This is a genomic window from Chryseobacterium sp. S90, from assembly GCF_047444895.1.
Taxonomy (GTDB): domain Bacteria; phylum Bacteroidota; class Bacteroidia; order Flavobacteriales; family Weeksellaceae; genus Chryseobacterium.
Genome location: NZ_JBLGCX010000002.1, coordinates 174,054 through 190,516, shown reverse-complemented (window position 1 = coordinate 190,516; position 16,463 = coordinate 174,054). Strand labels below are relative to the sequence as shown.

Here is a 16,463-nt window from a genome sequence, read left to right as displayed (position 1 = left end):
ATCAGAAAAGTTTTGATTTTTCAGCACTGTTGAATTCTACTATCTTTCCGCTCTGCATGGTCATATTTTCCAGTTCGCTGAACATAGAAATTTCACCTGCTATTTCGTTGGATGTTTCAGATTGTCTCTTGAATTCTTTTTCAATCATTTCTGTTCTAGTGTCGGAAGTTTCCGTAATATCTCCTGAAGCCGTAAGTTTCATATCTTTTCCTGCAATGGAAACAATATTGTCGTTTGCAGTACTGGTAATACTTGCCCCTGCTCCTATTGAAATTTCTTTTCCGGCTGTGATATTGATATTATCCCCTGCATTTAAAGTAAAGTTTTTAGGCGCTTTCATGCTGATATTGCCCTGTCCGTCCATGAAATAAGTATTTCCACTCGGATCAAGAATCGTTACGCTACCTTCTTCATCATTCATTAGAATTCTGATCCCGCTTCTGGTTTGAATAGACTTAAGGTGATTGTTTACTCCTCCTCCTAACGCAATACCTCCATGGAACATTCCTCCCATTACGAAAGGTCTGTCCGGATGGCTGTGAACAAAGTTGACCATCACCTGATCTCCTACTTCCGGAATGGCTACATACCCACGGTTTTGGGTAATCTGGTCTGTTCCTCCCGCATCAGGGCTCATCATGCGGATAAAATGAGTAGTATCATTGGTCTGCCAGTCAAATCTTACCTGTACTCTTCCCTGTCCTTCGGGATCTGTATTGGAAATTACCGTTGCGGTTTGCGGCTCAGCCTTTGGAATGGTGTATTCGGGCTTTGGAAGAAATCCTGTATCTGCCGCTATTCCTATGAAGCTTCCGTTATAATGACCTATGGTGTCAATTTCATGTTCTGCTTCCGTAATCATAATCCTTGTGAAATAAGAGGTTTCATTGGAATCCTGTTTACGCATCTGCACATCCGCTACACAACCTGGATGCAGGAAAGGAACTGTTGTATTTCCTGAAACGGAAAAAACGTTGACAGCTTCGCTTCCGGAGGCACTTTTCTGAGAATATTCAACGTCAAGGTGTGTGGTAGCTTTGATGGGAGCCATCTGTAAAGCCGGCGTTTTATAAATAGATTCGTTATGACTGTATGCTGTTTTTGCCAGATCACCCACATGTTTGATTGGTGTTGAACCAGAAGTCAGTCTTTCATTTTTATTGCTGTTGTATCCGTAGAATTGTGGTTTGGTATGTACAGCTTTCAATTCCACTTTTATATCATTGGCACTGCTTCCGTAAGTAAGGGTTATTGGTTTATTCTGAGCAGGAAGTTTTCCGAAGTGTAAGACTTCACCGTCATAATAGAACTGTTCACCATATGCTTCAGCCATTCTTGCCAGATAGTTGTAATGGGTTTCATCATACTGGCTGCTGTAGATGATCTGGGAAAAGTTATTGGCATCTACCCTGATATCAAAACGGCTTTTGTCAATTCCCTGCTTGATCACTTCTTCTGCAATAATTCCTACATTTACAGACTGCGCACCTCCAAAACTCTGGATATGTGGTGCTCCATCAAGGAGAATGGTAGGACTGTATCCGGTAAGGACAATATTTCCCAGGCTCATTTGTTCCTGGCTGAATCCTACTCCTGTAATCACTCCTACAAAGGTTCTTTCCGGGCTGTTGTCTATATCTTTATAAGAAATAACAGCGGTAAGCCTTTTTCCAAGAAACTTATTGGCTTCTTCCAATGAATGAGTCTGTCTGTCTCCCAGGGTATCGTGTGCCAGTGTCAGCGTAAATTCGTGGTGTCGTCTGGTGCTTTGTTTAAGCTTAAAATGCTTATAATATTTGATAATTTTCCCTTCTATGACAAGAGAAAGCTTCACCAAGCGGTTGATACCTGTATGATGGTTTTCGGAAATACCATCTGCATTCTGCGTCGGACGAAAAGACGTCGCTTGTAATTTTCCAGGTGTATTTGACATATTTTTAAGTGATTTGATTAGTTTTCTAAACGATTATTCAACGGGCCGGGAATTTAAAAATAAAAACAAAAGCGCCTGCTGAATATAGTCTAAGGTAAAAAAAGACCGTCTTATTAAGGACAGTCTTTTATTTTTTGCTCATGAAAGACTTAGCTCATTGGCCAAAGTCCGTCATAAGATGAGTTTCCATACGTAATGCTTTCAGCGCTTACTACAAAGCTGATGAGCATATTGTTGCTGTCTACCGCATCAAAGTCTACTTCATGCTGGATAACATATCCGTTTTCCCACTTTAAAGAGATCAGTGTTCCTTCTTCGTGAGATTTATTAAAGTTTATTTCTCCGTTGGTAGGTTTATATTTGCTGTTTAGTAAACTTTCTAAAACATCAGATTTTTCTGTTGCTTCAATAGTTACTTTAATTAGTGCGTTTGACGGATCAGATGCTACACGTCCTGAAATGTCCGTAGATCTTGATACGCTGTAGTTAAGCTTTAATAACTTCTGACCTTCTCCTCCATTGAATTTTAAGATTCCTCTTGAATTTCCTGCCATATTCTTAAATTTTAATCATTAACAACTGTTCCCAGATATAGGATTTATATAACAAAGATAGACTTCATGTTCTAATTTAAAAAGTTTTTGGATAACAGTTTGATAAATTGTAGTAGTTCTACGACATTTTAAAAATTCTATACGACAAAATAATATAAGAATTTTAATCTAATAAATTTCATTTTTTATTGAAATTTTTCTACACAACCCTATGTAAATCAGGACACAAAAGAAATCCATCCACACATCCAACTCACTATCAAACGTTGCTCCTCTCTTCTTAATTAATAATGTTTATATATGTATCCAATGATCATAATAATAAGATTAATTACAACCATAATCATTAAAATATTGCTGTATTTTCTTTTTTTATCTATAAAGCTCAAACCAAGAGTAAGAAGGAACAGCAATAAAGTATACACAGCAGGATACATCTGAAAAGCTTCATAAAACTTCCCTTCAAATACCAGTACAATTGCTCTCTGAGCACCACATCCCAGGCATTCTATGCCAAGGAATTTTTTACTGGGGCAGGTAAGCATAAAATCATCAATATCCATTTCTGAGTTTTTATGAGTTTTCCATTACCTAAGAAGAGATTTTGGCTCTGGTATACTGATGGGGGAAAAAGCAGTCTGCTTTCATTTCAAAAGCCCCCTGAACGGCAATATATGGATTTCTAAGAATCTCTCTTGCTACAAAAACAAGGTCGGCATCGCCTTTCTGAAGGATTTCTTCAGCCTGCTCCACATTGGTTATTAATCCTACAGCTCCTGTCTTTACACCGGCTTCATTTCTCACCTGTGATGAAAAAGGAACCTGGTAACCATCGAAAACCGAAATTTTTGCACCATGGATATTTCCTCCGCTTGATACATCAACAAGGTCTACTGCGTGTTCTTTTAAAATTTTTGCTAATTCTACACTGCTTTGAATATCCCAGCCGTTCTCAGCATACTCCGTTCCGGAAATTCTTACAAAAAGGGCTGTATTTTCACTCAATTCTTCATTAACAGCATCTACAATTTCAACCAGAAACCTGATTCTGTTCTCAAAGCTCCCACCATATTCGTCTGTTCTGATATTGGAAAGTGGTGACAGAAACTGATGAATCAGATATCCATGTGCCCCATGAATTTCAATAATATCAAAACCAGCCTCCACTGCTCTCCTGGCCGCTTTTCTAAAGTCCTGAACCAGCTCTTTTACTTCATCAGTACTTAAAACATGCGGAATTCTTTCTGTCGGGTGATAAGGAATAGGACTTGGAGCAACGGTTTCCCAGCCTTCTTCAATGGAAATCTGCAGGTTATTCCATGTTGAACCTTTTCTTCCGGCATGAGCCAGCTGGATTCCTATTTTACTTTCTGAATTTTTATGAACAAATTCTACAATTCTTTGTAATTTCTCTGCCTGTTCATCATTCCAGATTCCCATGCAGTGATTGGTGATTCTTCCTTTGGGTACTACTCCTGTAGCTTCCACAATCAGCAGACCTGTACCGCCCTGTGATCTGCTTCCGTAGTGTACAAAATGGAAGTCGTTAGCTTCTCCGTTTTCACATGAATACATACACATGGGTGACATTACCCATCTGTTTTTCAACTCTACATTCCTGAATTTTATTGGTGTATATAACATTGTATTCTTTAAAAAATTGAACTTTTTACCAGGAGAATAAAATATTGCCCACTTCATTAAAAAGAACTAATTTTACCCCCCTTTTTTAGTTGACAATATATGAAAAAAGACCTACAGATCAGTTACGAATATTTTAAAAATAGCAGTGAACTGAGCGATATAGAAAATAAATTATTTGAAAGAGCCAAAGAAGCTCGTGAAAATGCTTACGCACCTTACTCCCAGTTTCTGGTGGGATGTTCTGTATTATTGGAAAACGGAGAAATCTACTCCGGGAACAATCAGGAAAACGCAGCGTATCCATCCGGACTCTGTGCAGAAAGAACAACTCTTTTTTGGGTGGCCGCCAACTTTCCGAATGTGAAAATAAAAAAGATCTTCGTGGTAGGAGGTCCTAAAGAATTTCATGAAAAGAATCCACCGATTCCTCCTTGCGGAGCATGCCGTCAGAGTCTGATAGAATATGAGACCAAACAGCATGAAGATATAGATCTTTATTTCTCAAGCATGAATGAAGAGGTTGTAAAAGTACATGCGGTGAAGGATCTGCTTCCTTTTTATTTTGATTCTTCATTCTTGTAATGGTAGCAGAATAGTAAATTTGCAAAAATGCGAGATTTCTACCCATGTCAAGGTTTAAAACCTTGACATGGGTAATGAAGGGTAATCAGCATAAAAAAAGGCTGTTTCATATGTGGAAACAGCCTTTTTATTATTCTTCAGATTCTACATCCTCTTCATCTTCGTCTTCGTATTGCTCGAGATAGTAGCTAAAACTAAATTCTTCAACTTCTTCTTCCGCATCTTCCAAAGTAGTCAGCAGATCTTCAAAAATCTCCAGCTGATCTACCGTCATGTTTACGAATTCCAGGTGGAGCGGCATTTCCATATCTCCGGTGATGGTATCAAAAAGTGCATCAAGATTATCGCCAAAATGTTCAGGAAGCTTAACTTTTTCCTTTAACTGAGCGTAAAAATCTTCATAGTCACCTATGTCTGTAAAATCTATATATACTGTCTTCATATTGAATTAAATTTCCAATTTTTATTGATTAAAAAAGTTTTGCATTTTTTGCAGAAATCAGTTTCTTCATTAGTAGGATTCTTACCTTCTGCATCTCTCATAAAGCACATTTTTTCCGGGCAATGTGGCAACCCCTGTGTATGACCTAATTCATGAATGGCTATTTTGTAAAACTGCTCATCCCGATTTTCTTTATTCAGTCTGAAGTTTGAAGCTACACAAGCCTTCCCAGGTCTATAGCCTAATCCCATGATTCCAAAGTCTTTGATCTTTCCTCTGGTAGCGCTGATGTCTTTTGAAGTCAGACCAATTGTAACAAACCCTTCTTTTGTTTCCTTATTTAAAAACTTAATGATTGAATCGGCTCTATACCGGTTTCTTTCTTTATAATAAGTATTTTCAGGAAAGTCTATCGCATTCAGGACTTTTACGTTCGGGTACACGTTTTTTATTCCTTCGGTTACTTTTGCTACAGTTTCCGTTTTAATATCTTTAAATGGCTGTATGAGTATTGTAACGACTGGCTTTTCTATTTTTTCTTTTACAATATTCTTCTCCGAACATGAAAGTGTCAGAAGTAAGCCTGTTGTAAAGTAAAAAAAGCTAATATTCTTCAAAATTAATCCTTATCTCTGATTTAAATACAAATTATATACTGTCATTGCGAGAAGCAAAAGCGACTTATTATTCATAATATTATACACAAAACCTGCTTTCACCTGTGGTTATTTTTTAGAGATTGCTTCGTCACTGTGTTCCTCGCAATAACCATTTATTATTTACACCTATTGTTTTTCAAAGCTCTTATAATGATTTTTGGTAAGATATACTTCCCCATTTTGAGTATAAATGATACGGTCAGCATTTCTTCCGCCACAATGATAATTCACATCTGCTTCAAAATATTTTTCTCCATCAGGCAAACGTCCTTCCCTGTTTCCGAATTTATCTCCGCCAATAGCTTTTCCGGGAAGTACATCACACAGGTTTCCTTTAGAAGGATTCCATCCCTGTTTTCTGGCTTCATTTTTAGTGATATAATAATCTGGGAGCTTATGATTCTGTTTCACATAGCTGATCACCGTCTTTTCTTCCGTCAATTGATCAATAGAAACCTGGGCAGATGAAGTATTATATTGGTTTTCCGAGGAGGTACTTCCATAATTCACCGTTTCCTTTTTTACCGGATCCGGCTGATTTTTTTTATCTGCAATAAAATTATTGTAAACATACATGACAGACATTCCGAAAAGAAGTCCCAGACAGATAAAAAATACAGATCTTATTTTTCCGTTCATAGCTGTTATTTAATGTAATATCATTACTATGCTCTCCATTCTTCAGGAATATCACAAACCGGAATAGGATCCATTTTGTGTTTCGCAGCCTTATGCATTCTGTCGAAGATCTGGAAAACTTCCTTATCTCTTCCTTCATAGTCATCAGCCGTTTTGGTTCCGTATTCTTTCTGGATTTTCTCCAATTCCGGATAAGTGGCACCAATCTGCTGTTCGTCTGTTCTGTCCACATCCCAAAGTCCGTCTGTAGGAATAGCTTCCTGAATACTTTTGATCAGATTCAGTCCTTGAGCAAGTTTATACACTTCGGTTTTATAAAGGTCGGCAATAGGAGAAACATCTACCCCTCCATCACCATATTTTGTATAAAAACCAATTCCGAAATCTTCTACTTTATTACCAGTCCCGCACACTAAAAGTCCGTTCAGCTGTCCGTAATAATACAGGGTAAGCATTCTCAGGCGTGCTCTTGTATTGGCAAAAGCCAGTTTTTCGTTAGGGTACAGATCATCTTTTACATCAAAAGTTTTGTAAAGCTCCTCAAAAGCTGGGGTCAGATCCACAGACATTGTTTCCACGTTAGGGAATCTGGACTTAAGGTCATTCATATGATCCTGTGCACGACCTACCTGATCCGCTTTCTGGCGAATTGGCATTTCGATCAGTAATGTTTTCAGGCCTGTCATTGCGGCTAATGTAGAAACAACCCCTGAATCTACACCTCCTGAAACTCCAATTACATATCCGTTCACTTTTGCTTTTGCAGCATAATCTTTTAACCAGTTTACAATATGATCTATCACTTTTTGTGTCTGCATCGTTTATATTTTTTTAGTCTGTTCCAAATTCCTGAGGGTATTTCACCACTCCTTTTTTATTTTTTAATCCGTCTTTTACCAATTCTACAGCCATTCCGTTTTCTTCCGGAATATCGAATGGAAAAGAGATCCCAAAATTACTTGTTTTTTTGTAACCAAAGCGCGGATAATAATTTTCATGTCCTATAAGAATCACAGATTGGTATCCTAATTCTCTGGCAATACGGTGTCCTGTGGTAATCAGCCTTCCTCCAATTCCCTGATTCTGAAATTCAGGCTTCACAGAAACCGGAGCTAAAGCAAGGGATTCAAAGGATTCTGTACCATTGACAATTTTTAATTTTGTAAATAAGATATGACCTGCAATTCTTCCATCTTCATTTTCAGCAACCAAAGATAATTCCGGAATAAAAGCTTCAGATCGTCTCAGTTTTTCAACCAGAAACTGTTCCTGATGATCACTATGTTCCATTTCTCTGAAAGCTTCTTCTGTCAATTGAAAGACCTGTTGATGGTCTTTTTTCTCTTCCTGCCGTATTGTTATCATTTTTTACTGTATTTTTCACGCTTCAGCTCATACCAGAAGCAAATTCCATCAGGTTCTTCAAATTCACTTGTTTTTTCAAACCCTAATTTTCTTAAAATATGGTTGGAAGCATCATGTCCGGAATGTGCATAAGCATAAATAACGTCCGCATTTAAGTCATTAAAACCATAATCAAGAGAAGCTATTCCGGCTTCCACAGCATATCCTTTTCCCCATGATTCCGGCAGAAAACGATAGCCAAGTTCTAAAACATTCTGGTAACCATTTGTTTCATGGGTCAATAATTTCAATCCGCTCCATCCTATCAGCTGTCCGCTTTCTTTTTCCACCACTCCAAGTCTTCCTACTCCATTTTCCTCATACTGTTTCTGAATCATGCTGATGACATTTCTGGATTCATTGATATCCGTCAATACCGGTACTCCAATATATTTCATCACTTCAGGATTGGAATCCAAAAGAAAGAGACGTTCAACATCCGTATCTTCAAGCTTTCTTAAAATCAGTCGTTTTGTTTCTATTTTCATATCATTAGTTTTTACTCTCCCGCTCCAAAAATGGTGACATCTGTTTTTATTCCTTTTTTAATATCCGTTTCTTTTATTTTATTTCCCATTACATTCAGGGTTTGCAAAGCCGGATTCCCGGAAATATCAATTTTCTGAAGCTTATTATGTTCTACATTCAGTTTTCTTAACGCTTTACACTGCGTAAGGTCAATTGTTTTTAATTGATTTAAAGATAATGTTAATTGATCAATTTTCGGAATTCCATTCAATGAAATACCTTCCAACAGATTATTGTCCAAGTATAAGGCGCTTAAATTTTTCAGATTTTCTGCTTTGAATGAAGATGTTTTACATCCTGTACAGGAAAACAATTCCAATAGATCCAGATTGTTTAGTACAATATTGGAAATCACATTATCGTCCAGGATAATCATTTTCACATTTTTAAAAAAGTGCAGATCTTCTGTTGAAGTTATCCCTTTCTGAACAAGGAACAGATTCGTAACTGTCCCGGCTTCTAACGGTTCAAGTATTCCGTTTTTATTCAGATCAAAATTTTCAAGTACTGCTTTTTCAAAGTTTTTATCTTTAAATTCAAGCTTTTGCCCATAGAAAAAAGAAAGTCCCAAAATAAGGCAGAGGGTTGTAATTATTTTAATTTTCATCATGAATTGTGTATTTAATCCTTATTTTTGTAAACTTAAATTCCATGTAAAAATAATGAAGATTTTCAGATATATTGCGCTTTCTTCTCTTTTAGCTGCCGGATTAGTTTCCTGCAAAAAAGAAACGGAAAATCAATGGAAGGTAGAAGTTAAAGAAACTGCCGAAAAAGTTGATGTAACAGATATTTCCAAAGAATTTTATAATCCGAATGTTCCTCTGGAACAGTTTAAAACTCAGTTTCCATGGTTTCAGGGAAGTGTTTCGGACGCAGATTTCGAAAAGAGAAGAATGGATACTGAGGAGATCAAAATCTACAAGGAAGCTATTGGAAAAATAAATCAGGCTGCATTACAAACGGAGCTGAAGAGTTTATTTTCGCATATCAAATATTATTTCCCGCAGTTCAAAAGCCCCAAAGTATATTTATTTTCATCTGCATTACAGATGATCCAGGATCCTATATTTTATGATCAGAAAGGAAATCTTCTGTTTATAGATATTACCGGTTTTATGGGAGATGGAAATCCTAATTATAAAGGACTGGAGCTGTATTTTCAAAAATCAATGAATCCGCAGAATATCGTTCCTAAGGTATCACAGCTTTTTGCTGAAAATATTGTAACGGAATCTCCCGACCATCAGAAGTTCATTGATCAGATCATTCTGAACGGAAAAGTAATGATTCTTCAGGATGCTTTTCTTCCTGATGTTCCTGATTATCTGAAAATGAATTATACCAAAAAACAGTATGAATGGGCCACAGCCAATGAAGCCAACATCTGGAATTATTTTGTAGAAAGCAATCTTATTTTCGGTGATGATCCAAGATTGGGAGAACGTTTCATATCGCCCGGACCATTCTCGAAATTTTATACGGAGATTGACAATGAATCTTCACCACAAATCGGAATTTTTACAGGATGGCAGATCTGTAAGGCATACCTTAAGGAAAAACCTGAGACAAAACTTACAGCTTTCCTGAAAATGGATGCAACGGCCATTTTTAATGAATCCGGTTATAAACCGAAACTTAAACAATAGAAAATTTAGAATTTAGAAAAATAGAAAAAATGAGAAAGACTCAGATTACGATAGATGTAGAGCTTGATGAAAATCATGTGCCTGAAAATATTACATGGAATGCTCAGGACGGAGGTATTGACAAACAAGATACTAAAGCAACTATGATTTCTGTATGGGATGATAAGACAAGAGAGGCATTAAGAATTGATCTTTGGACTAAAGAAATGCCTGTAGACCAAATGAAGATGTTTATCCACCAGATTTTAATATCTTTAGGAAGTACTTATCAGAGAGCGACAGGTGAAGAGGATGTAGCACAATGGATGGAGGAAATTGCAGAAGAGTTTGCTGTAAAATCTGCCATTAAATAAAAAATTACAATTGCGATAAGCTGGAAGTAGTAAGCGGTAAGCTTTTTGTATTCAGCTAGAGCAAATTTTAATAAAATAATGGGCTAAAGTAATATACTCTATTGCTTAATGCTCAAGTCTAAAGCAAAAAATTATGAATTTTAATACAAAAGTAATTCACGGAGGGCAGCACCACGAGTCTGCAACAGGTTCTGTTAATGTTCCTGTATTTTTGACCTCTACGTTTGCACAAAAAAGCCCTGGAGTACATTCCGGATATGAATATTCAAGAGCTGCCAACCCTACAAGACAGGCATTGGAAGATTCTTTGGCAAGTATTGAAAATGGAGCGAGAGGTTTAGCTTTCGGTTCTGGTCTTGCTGCCATCGACTGTGTTTTGAAATTATTAAACCCTGGTGATGAAGTAATTGCTGTAGATGATCTTTATGGAGGTACTTACAGAATGTTTACAAGACTTTTTGAAAAATATCAGCTGAAGTTTACGTTCGTTAATTTTGATGATGTCTCTAAAATAGCTGATGTCATCACTGATAAAACGAAACTGATCTGGGTAGAAACGCCTACCAATCCGTTGATGAAATTAGTAGATATCAAAGCGGTTGTAGATATTGCGAAAGGAAAAGATATTTTAGTAGCAGTAGATAATACCTTTGCAACGCCATACATTCAGAGACCTATTGATTTGGGTGCTGACATTGTAATGCACTCTGCAACAAAATATTTAGGAGGACACTCTGATGTGATTGCAGGAGCGCTTATTGCTAAAGATGCTGAACTGGGAGAAAAACTTCATTTTATTCAGTTTGCAAGTGGTGGTATTTTAGGACCTCATGATTCTTACCTTGTATTGAGAGGGATCAAAACACTGGCATTAAGAATGCAGAGACATTCAGACAATGGACTTGCAGTAGCACAATATCTTGAAAATCATCCTGCTGTAGATAAAGTAATTTATCCGGGATTAGAATCTCACCCTCAGTATGAATTGGCAAAATCTCAGATGAAGGAAGCTGGAGGAATGGTTTCATTTACTTTTAAATCCGGAAAGAAAGAAGATGCTATTAAATTCTTAGAGAAAGTAAGAGTATTCACACTTGCAGAATCTTTAGGAGGAGTAGAATCTTTGGCTAACCACCCTGCTTTGATGACTCACGCTTCAATCCCGGCAGAAAAACGTGCCGAATTGGGAATCACTGATGACCTTGTTCGTTTAAGCGTAGGAATTGAAGATGCAGAAGATCTTATTGCAGATCTTGAGAAAGCTTTTTCTTAACATACATAAACTAAAATGAGAAGGGTTAATCAATCCTTCTCATTTTATTATAACCACCACCTAATACTATGAAAAACACAAGAAAAGCAGAAATTTCCGACTTGCCTCAACTGGCTAAATTATTTGACCAGTACAGAATATTTTATCATAAGACTTCAGATATTCCTGCCGCGACAAGTTTTCTTCAGGAAAGACTTGAAAACAAAGATTCTGAAATTTTTGTTGCGGAAGAAAATGGTAAACTAACAGGTTTCGTACAATTATACCCAATATTTTCATCTACAAGAATGCAGCGTTACTGGTTACTAAACGATCTGTACGTGAATGAAAACCATAGAGGAAAAGGTTATTCTAAAGAATTAATTGAAGAATCCAAAGAACACTGCCGTTCATCGAAAGCGTGTGGTATCCTTTTAGAAACAGGAAAAAGCAATAATATCGGGAATCAGCTCTATCCGGCCTGCGGATTTGAATTGTATGACTCTGTGAACTTCTACGAATGGAGCAATTCATGAGTAATGAGCAATAGGTAATGAGTAGTTTTGTAAAAAACAAAAACACCCCTACTCTTTATCTCAACCATGCGAATCACGAATCTCGCAACTCGCAACTCGTACCCCGCACCTCAAAATCAATTTATAAAAACAAAAAAACAATATGACTGATTTTCAAAAATACATTCAAAGATATTTAGATCAGATTCCATCAGGAAACTGGATCAACGAACTGCAAATATCAGCTGATAAAACCATAGGAATCTATTCTAACCTTACCGAAGAACAGTCTAATTTTGCCTATGCTGAAGGAAAATGGACATTGAAAGGACTTCTACTCCACTTATCAGATACGGAAAGAGTTTTCCAGTATAGAATATTAGCTTTCGCAAGAGGAGAGAAAAACAATCTTCCAGGATTTGATGAAAATGAATATGCCGATCAGTCTTTCGCCAGTGAAAGGACACTTGAATCTCTTTTGGATGAATACAAACTGGTAAGAAAATCTTCTCAGATTTTATTAGAAACTCTTCAACCTTCAGCTTTACAAAATACAGGTACAGCCAATGGCCATGAAATTACTGTAGAAACCATCGGAAAACTTATTGTAGGACACAACTACCATCACCTGAATATTATTGAGGAGAGATATTTATCGAAGTTGGGATGGATGTAGGAAAACGTACAGCACTAATCAGTATGCTGATCTTTACACTCTCCCTTTGTTTTACAGCTTTTACAATTGAAGACATGGGAGAGATTAAAAATTATAAATCATTTGAAGCTTTCCTTATAGGTCCCATTAGTTTTCTGGGCGGTGGAATATTTGAGTTTTTGGTATGGACTGCCAATATCTGGTTTTTCATTTCAGTAATATGTTGTTATAAAAAGTATTCTCTACTATCACTTATATTCGGTCTAATAGCCATAGTACCCGCTGTCTCATTTTTTTACTGGAAGGAAATCTTAGCCGCTGAAAATGGAAGGATGGGAAAAATATACAGTTTAGAAACAGGTTATTTTTTATGGGTAGTTTCTATTATTTTTTTAGTAGTTGGCTCATTTTATTTATCCGTAAAATCTAAATTTAATACCAGTCAAACATTATCTTAAATATCCAATGAGATCTCTAAAAAATTTAAGAATCACTGAAAGTATTCAATCTAAAAAATTAGTTTTTGAAGAAAGTTCATATGATAAGTTTGATACTATTTCGATCTATTTTGGTTTTTTAGTATTGGCAAGTGCCTCGATACTTTGCCTTAGAGAAATAAAGCCTTCCCTCAACAATAGTTTAGAATATTTTATCCTTACATGTTCCCTCATATTTAGTGTATATGTTCTATACTGCAAATTCACAGAAAAGCATTTAAAAGAAATTACATTTGATATTCATAAACAAGAAGCAAAAAAAAGAATTATTGAATACGGAAGAAAAAGCAATTACAGAATCACCAAAGTTACTGATAATCTGATTTTTCTTAATGAGACTGCCGGTTTCTATAGCTTGGGAAAACATTATGAGCAAACCACAGTTGTTTTCTTTAAAGACAATACCATACTTTATACACTTATTAAAGAAGGATCACGATCAAATTTTCCTGTTTTAATTTCACAACATCTTACCAAAAGGGATTTCAAAAAAATACTACATCCGGAATATATCGAACCAATTAAGCGAACCACTTATTTCAATTCATTTTTTCACGGATTATAATCTTTATGTCTTATGGTAATAATCAAACCAATAAACCACATTTCCCTCCTAATTTTTTGCCCAAAATCCTTATATTTTCTACCTTTATCCCTTCTTTGAACTCATATACAATTATGGAACATATTATCGAAATATTAAGATCCGGCGGAACAATTCTTTACCCTACAGATACCATTTGGGGAATTGGTTGTGATGCCACCAATATAGAAGCTGTCAATAAAATTTTTGACATTAAAAAGCGCGAAAAAAATAAATCTATGATTATCCTTGTGGAGTCTGAAAAAAGACTTCAGGATCTGGTGGATGTTCCAGAAATGGCATGGGAAATTATTGACCTTAGTGAAAAGCCGGTAACTATTGTTTATGAAAATCCGAGAGGCTTACCCAAAGAACTCCTTGCGGAGGATGGAAGTATTGGAATACGTCTTGTAAAAAATGATTTCTGCAAAAAACTGATTACAAAACTGAACAAACCTTTGGTATCTACTTCTGCCAATTTCAGTGGTGAGAAAAGTCCATTGAAATTCTCTGATATTTCTGAGGAAATGATCAGTCTTGTAGATTATGCAGTGGAAGAAGACAGAGAAAAAGTTTCAAAATATTCTGGTTCTTCGGTGATCAAAATATGGAATGACAACAGAATAAAGGTTCTTAGGGAATAGAAATTCTTAAGCTTTCTGTTTATTTTTTTAGAGTCTTGTCAGTTCATATCGGCAGGATTTCTTTTTTTTAATTCTATCTTTGCAAACTCAACTCATAAATTATTTGCTATGAATCATCAGGAATTTGCTCAAATGTGGATTAATGCATGGAATTCTCATGATTTAGAGGCTATTCTCACCCATTATTCGGATGATATTGAGATTACAACTCCCATGATTGCTATGGCTACAGGAGGTAAAGAAAGTTCTTTAAAGGGAAAAGAAGCCGTCCGTGAATATTGGAGTAAGGCCCTGGATAAGTTTCCGGATCTTCATTTTGATCTTATTCATTCCACGGCAGGAGTAGGTTCCGCAGCATTATTTTATAAGTCGATCATGGATAAACATGCTGTTGAAGTCATGTTTTTTAATGAAGACGGAAAAATTAGTAGAATGTACGCTCATTACGATTAATGAGTAACATTGGTAGAAATTGACACTATTATTAACGATGATAATTAATCTTAATCAAAATAAGAATTTAAAACTTTTTAAAATAATTTCTGAAGCAGCAGAAAGGAATAACCAGTCCGTATATATTGTGGGCGGTTATGTTCGTGACCTTCTGATGAAAAGAAAAGCTTCCACAGATATAGACTTTGTGACCGAACAAAGTGGTATTGAGCTTGCCCAGAGTGTAGCTCAGGATATAGATCCTAAATTAAAAGTTTCCGTATTCAAAACGTATGGAACGGCAATGATCAAGTATAAAGACCTTGATCTGGAATTTGTGGGAGCGAGAAAAGAAAGCTATACTGAAAACAGCAGAAAACCTGAAGTAGAAGGCGGAAGCCTGGAAGATGACCAGAAAAGAAGAGATTTCACCATCAATGCGATGGCTATTTCTTTAAATAAAGATAATTTCGGAGAACTTATTGATCCCTTCAATGGGGTTGATGATCTTGAAAAAGGTATTTTAAGGACTCCTTTAGAGCCTGCTCAAACCTATTCTGATGATCCGTTGAGGATGATGAGAGCCGTTCGTTTTGCTTCAACTTTAAATTTTAAAATTGAGGAGAACTCTCTGCAGGCTATCCAGCAGGAAGCAGAAAGAATCAAGATTGTTTCGATGGAAAGAATCATGGTAGAATTCAACAAAATCATGATGTCTGAAAAACCGTCTATCGGACTGAGGCTGATGGAACAAACCGGTCTTATGAAGCTGATAATTCCGGAACTGATAGAATTGAAAGGAGTGGAAGAAGTGGAAGGACAAACACACAAAGATAACTTTTACCATACGTTGGAAGTAGTAGATAATATTTCTGTGAATACCGATAATCTTTGGCTCCGTTGGTCTGCTTTGCTTCATGATATTGGTAAAGCCCCTACGAAAAAATTTGTAGAAGGAACAGGATGGACCTTTCACGGACATGAATTTTTAGGTTCAAAAATGACCAAGACACTTTTCCAGCGATTGAAGTTACCATTGGGAAGTGACATGAAATATGTTCAGAAGATGGTAAAGCTTTCATCCCGACCTATTGCTCTGATTACTGATGATGCTTCAGACTCTGCATTGAGAAGACTTTTATTTGATGCCGGAGAAAATCTGGAAGATCTTTTCACTCTTTGCAAAGCTGATATTACGACTAAGAATTCTAAGAAACAGGAAAAATTCAAAAGAAACTTTGAATATGTAGCCGTGAAGATCAAAGAAGTGGAGGAAAAAGATCAGGTAAGAAACTTCCAGCCCCCTATTACCGGTGAAGAGATCATGGAAATGTTTAACCTTAAGCCTGGCCGCGAAATCGGTATCTTAAAAGAGAAAGTTAAAGAAGCTATTCTTGAAGGCGAAATTCCCAATGAAAAAGAAGAAGCCACAAAATTTGTGATTGTTGAGGCGGAAAAACTGGGACTGACACTATAATTCAATTGATAAATAATAAAA

22 protein-coding genes are annotated in these 16,463 nt (G+C 36.3%); 11 read left to right on the top strand and 11 right to left on the bottom strand.

Going from position 1 to position 16,463, the window contains the following annotated elements; genetic code table 11:
• Nucleotide 1: 1 nt before the first annotated feature.
• From ACLMCG_RS08635 to namA, 4 genes are all read right to left on the bottom strand, one after another.
• On the bottom strand, nt 2-1,933 hold the full coding sequence (locus ACLMCG_RS08635) for a type VI secretion system Vgr family protein (RefSeq protein WP_413960612.1): 1,932 nt from the start codon (nt 1,931-1,933) through the stop codon (nt 2-4).
• A 149-nt stretch (nt 1,934-2,082) separates the two neighbouring features.
• Nucleotides 2,083-2,487 (bottom strand): type VI secretion system tube protein TssD, encoded by a 405-nt coding sequence (tssD, locus tag ACLMCG_RS08630; protein ID WP_047378640.1) that lies wholly within the window; start codon nt 2,485-2,487, stop codon nt 2,083-2,085.
• Nucleotides 2,488-2,771: 284 nt separating this feature from the next.
• Nucleotides 2,772-3,050 carry a DUF2752 domain-containing protein gene (locus ACLMCG_RS08625; protein WP_223599222.1) on the bottom strand — a complete coding sequence of 93 codons (279 nt, stop codon included), beginning with the start codon at nt 3,048-3,050 and terminating at the stop codon, nt 2,772-2,774.
• Nucleotides 3,051-3,078: 28 nt separating this feature from the next.
• A complete protein-coding gene (gene namA / locus ACLMCG_RS08620) occupies nt 3,079-4,131 on the bottom strand; it encodes an NADPH dehydrogenase NamA (protein ID WP_413960633.1) in 1,053 nt (350 codons plus the stop codon).
• A 99-nt stretch (nt 4,132-4,230) separates the two neighbouring features.
• On the opposite strand from namA, the gene cdd reads away from it, so the two are divergent.
• Complete coding sequence (gene cdd / locus ACLMCG_RS08615) at nt 4,231-4,713, top strand: cytidine deaminase (protein WP_413960613.1); 483 nt, start codon at nt 4,231-4,233, stop codon at nt 4,711-4,713.
• A gap of 130 nt (nt 4,714-4,843) precedes the next feature.
• Here the strand turns inward: cdd and ACLMCG_RS08610 are convergent, their stop codons facing one another.
• The 7 genes from ACLMCG_RS08610 to ACLMCG_RS08580 form a co-directional block, all read right to left on the bottom strand.
• Nucleotides 4,844-5,155, bottom strand: a complete 312-nt coding sequence (locus tag ACLMCG_RS08610; RefSeq protein WP_413960614.1) for a barstar family protein — start codon at nt 5,153-5,155, stop codon at nt 4,844-4,846.
• Nucleotides 5,152-5,772 (bottom strand): Zn-dependent protease, encoded by a 621-nt coding sequence (locus tag ACLMCG_RS08605; RefSeq protein ID WP_413960615.1) that lies wholly within the window; start codon nt 5,770-5,772, stop codon nt 5,152-5,154. Before ACLMCG_RS08605 ends, ACLMCG_RS08610 begins: the two co-directional genes overlap by 4 nt.
• A 168-nt stretch (nt 5,773-5,940) precedes the next feature.
• Nucleotides 5,941-6,453, bottom strand: a complete 513-nt coding sequence (locus ACLMCG_RS08600; RefSeq protein WP_413960616.1) for a ribonuclease domain-containing protein — start codon at nt 6,451-6,453, stop codon at nt 5,941-5,943.
• 26 nt (nt 6,454-6,479) lie between these two features.
• Nucleotides 6,480-7,271, bottom strand: a complete 792-nt coding sequence (gene nadE, locus ACLMCG_RS08595) for an NAD(+) synthase (protein ID WP_413960617.1) — start codon at nt 7,269-7,271, stop codon at nt 6,480-6,482.
• A gap of 13 nt (nt 7,272-7,284) precedes the next feature.
• On the bottom strand, nt 7,285-7,818 hold the full coding sequence (locus ACLMCG_RS08590; RefSeq protein ID WP_413960618.1) for a GNAT family N-acetyltransferase: 534 nt from the start codon (nt 7,816-7,818) through the stop codon (nt 7,285-7,287).
• Nucleotides 7,815-8,345 carry a GNAT family N-acetyltransferase gene (locus ACLMCG_RS08585; protein WP_413960619.1) on the bottom strand — a complete coding sequence of 177 codons (531 nt, stop codon included), beginning with the start codon at nt 8,343-8,345 and terminating at the stop codon, nt 7,815-7,817. The genes ACLMCG_RS08590 and ACLMCG_RS08585 overlap by 4 nt, the downstream gene beginning before the upstream one ends.
• Nucleotides 8,346-8,356: 11 nt before the next feature.
• The gene (locus tag ACLMCG_RS08580; RefSeq protein ID WP_413960620.1) at nt 8,357-8,995 is read right to left on the bottom strand and encodes a leucine-rich repeat domain-containing protein; all 639 of its coding nucleotides are present in this window, start codon (nt 8,993-8,995) and stop codon (nt 8,357-8,359) included.
• A 52-nt stretch (nt 8,996-9,047) separates the two neighbouring features.
• On the opposite strand from ACLMCG_RS08580, the gene ACLMCG_RS08575 reads away from it, so the two are divergent.
• The 10 genes from ACLMCG_RS08575 to ACLMCG_RS08530 all read left to right on the top strand — a co-directional run bounded on the left by ACLMCG_RS08575 (nt 9,048) and on the right by ACLMCG_RS08530 (nt 16,442).
• On the top strand, nt 9,048-10,034 hold the full coding sequence (locus ACLMCG_RS08575; RefSeq protein ID WP_413960621.1) for a gliding motility protein GldB: 987 nt from the start codon (nt 9,048-9,050) through the stop codon (nt 10,032-10,034).
• Between the two features lie 29 nt (nt 10,035-10,063).
• The gene (gene gldC / locus ACLMCG_RS08570) at nt 10,064-10,387 is read left to right on the top strand and encodes a gliding motility protein GldC (RefSeq protein WP_034695059.1); all 324 of its coding nucleotides are present in this window, start codon (nt 10,064-10,066) and stop codon (nt 10,385-10,387) included.
• A 133-nt stretch (nt 10,388-10,520) separates the two neighbouring features.
• On the top strand, nt 10,521-11,660 hold the full coding sequence (locus tag ACLMCG_RS08565) for a cystathionine gamma-synthase (protein WP_047387216.1): 1,140 nt from the start codon (nt 10,521-10,523) through the stop codon (nt 11,658-11,660).
• Nucleotides 11,661-11,728: 68 nt separating this feature from the next.
• Entirely contained in the window at nt 11,729-12,175 is a 447-nt protein-coding gene (locus ACLMCG_RS08560) for an N-acetyltransferase family protein (RefSeq protein ID WP_413960622.1), read from the top strand.
• A gap of 142 nt (nt 12,176-12,317) precedes the next feature.
• Nucleotides 12,318-12,830 carry a DinB family protein gene (locus ACLMCG_RS08555; RefSeq protein WP_413960623.1) on the top strand — a complete coding sequence of 171 codons (513 nt, stop codon included), beginning with the start codon at nt 12,318-12,320 and terminating at the stop codon, nt 12,828-12,830.
• Entirely contained in the window at nt 12,821-13,267 is a 447-nt protein-coding gene (locus tag ACLMCG_RS08550; protein WP_413960624.1) for a hypothetical protein, read from the top strand. Before ACLMCG_RS08555 ends, ACLMCG_RS08550 begins: the two co-directional genes overlap by 10 nt.
• Nucleotides 13,268-13,274: 7 nt before the next feature.
• Nucleotides 13,275-13,871, top strand: a complete 597-nt coding sequence (locus ACLMCG_RS08545; RefSeq protein ID WP_413960625.1) for a hypothetical protein — start codon at nt 13,275-13,277, stop codon at nt 13,869-13,871.
• Nucleotides 13,872-13,984: 113 nt separating this feature from the next.
• Nucleotides 13,985-14,533 carry an L-threonylcarbamoyladenylate synthase gene (locus ACLMCG_RS08540; protein WP_413960626.1) on the top strand — a complete coding sequence of 183 codons (549 nt, stop codon included), beginning with the start codon at nt 13,985-13,987 and terminating at the stop codon, nt 14,531-14,533.
• A gap of 108 nt (nt 14,534-14,641) precedes the next feature.
• A complete protein-coding gene (locus tag ACLMCG_RS08535; protein WP_413960627.1) occupies nt 14,642-14,986 on the top strand; it encodes a nuclear transport factor 2 family protein in 345 nt (114 codons plus the stop codon).
• Between the two features lie 37 nt (nt 14,987-15,023).
• Nucleotides 15,024-16,442: a CCA tRNA nucleotidyltransferase gene (locus ACLMCG_RS08530; RefSeq protein WP_413960628.1), complete on the top strand. Its 1,419-nt coding sequence runs from the start codon at nt 15,024-15,026 to the stop codon at nt 16,440-16,442.
• Nucleotides 16,443-16,463: the final 21 nt, after the last annotated feature.

Excerpts from the sequence above, each read along its gene's own strand:
- ACLMCG_RS08560 (WP_413960622.1), top strand. The coding sequence starts at position 11,729 with ATGAAAAACACAAGAAAAGCAGAAATTTCCGACTTGCCTCAACTGGCT.
- ACLMCG_RS08575 (WP_413960621.1), top strand. The coding sequence starts at position 9,048 with ATGAAGATTTTCAGATATATTGCGCTTTCTTCTCTTTTAGCTGCCGGA.
- cdd (WP_413960613.1), top strand. The coding sequence starts at position 4,231 with ATGAAAAAAGACCTACAGATCAGTTACGAATATTTTAAAAATAGCAGT.
- ACLMCG_RS08555 (WP_413960623.1), top strand. The coding sequence starts at position 12,318 with ATGACTGATTTTCAAAAATACATTCAAAGATATTTAGATCAGATTCCA.
- ACLMCG_RS08585 (WP_413960619.1), bottom strand. The coding sequence starts at position 8,345 with ATGAAAATAGAAACAAAACGACTGATTTTAAGAAAGCTTGAAGATACG.
- ACLMCG_RS08530 (WP_413960628.1), top strand. The coding sequence starts at position 15,024 with ATGATAATTAATCTTAATCAAAATAAGAATTTAAAACTTTTTAAAATA.
- ACLMCG_RS08565 (WP_047387216.1), top strand. The coding sequence starts at position 10,521 with ATGAATTTTAATACAAAAGTAATTCACGGAGGGCAGCACCACGAGTCT.
- ACLMCG_RS08535 (WP_413960627.1), top strand. The coding sequence starts at position 14,642 with ATGAATCATCAGGAATTTGCTCAAATGTGGATTAATGCATGGAATTCT.
- gldC (WP_034695059.1), top strand. The coding sequence starts at position 10,064 with ATGAGAAAGACTCAGATTACGATAGATGTAGAGCTTGATGAAAATCAT.
- nadE (WP_413960617.1), bottom strand. The coding sequence starts at position 7,271 with ATGCAGACACAAAAAGTGATAGATCATATTGTAAACTGGTTAAAAGAT.
- ACLMCG_RS08550 (WP_413960624.1), top strand. The coding sequence starts at position 12,821 with ATGGATGTAGGAAAACGTACAGCACTAATCAGTATGCTGATCTTTACA.
- namA (WP_413960633.1), bottom strand. The coding sequence starts at position 4,131 with ATGTTATATACACCAATAAAATTCAGGAATGTAGAGTTGAAAAACAGA.
- ACLMCG_RS08610 (WP_413960614.1), bottom strand. The coding sequence starts at position 5,155 with ATGAAGACAGTATATATAGATTTTACAGACATAGGTGACTATGAAGAT.
- ACLMCG_RS08590 (WP_413960618.1), bottom strand. The coding sequence starts at position 7,818 with ATGATAACAATACGGCAGGAAGAGAAAAAAGACCATCAACAGGTCTTT.
- ACLMCG_RS08540 (WP_413960626.1), top strand. The coding sequence starts at position 13,985 with ATGGAACATATTATCGAAATATTAAGATCCGGCGGAACAATTCTTTAC.
- tssD (WP_047378640.1), bottom strand. The coding sequence starts at position 2,487 with ATGGCAGGAAATTCAAGAGGAATCTTAAAATTCAATGGAGGAGAAGGT.
- ACLMCG_RS08580 (WP_413960620.1), bottom strand. The coding sequence starts at position 8,995 with ATGATGAAAATTAAAATAATTACAACCCTCTGCCTTATTTTGGGACTT.
- ACLMCG_RS08625 (WP_223599222.1), bottom strand. The coding sequence starts at position 3,050 with ATGGATATTGATGATTTTATGCTTACCTGCCCCAGTAAAAAATTCCTT.
- ACLMCG_RS08600 (WP_413960616.1), bottom strand. The coding sequence starts at position 6,453 with ATGAACGGAAAAATAAGATCTGTATTTTTTATCTGTCTGGGACTTCTT.
- ACLMCG_RS08635 (WP_413960612.1), bottom strand. The coding sequence starts at position 1,933 with ATGTCAAATACACCTGGAAAATTACAAGCGACGTCTTTTCGTCCGACG.
- ACLMCG_RS08545 (WP_413960625.1), top strand. The coding sequence starts at position 13,275 with ATGAGATCTCTAAAAAATTTAAGAATCACTGAAAGTATTCAATCTAAA.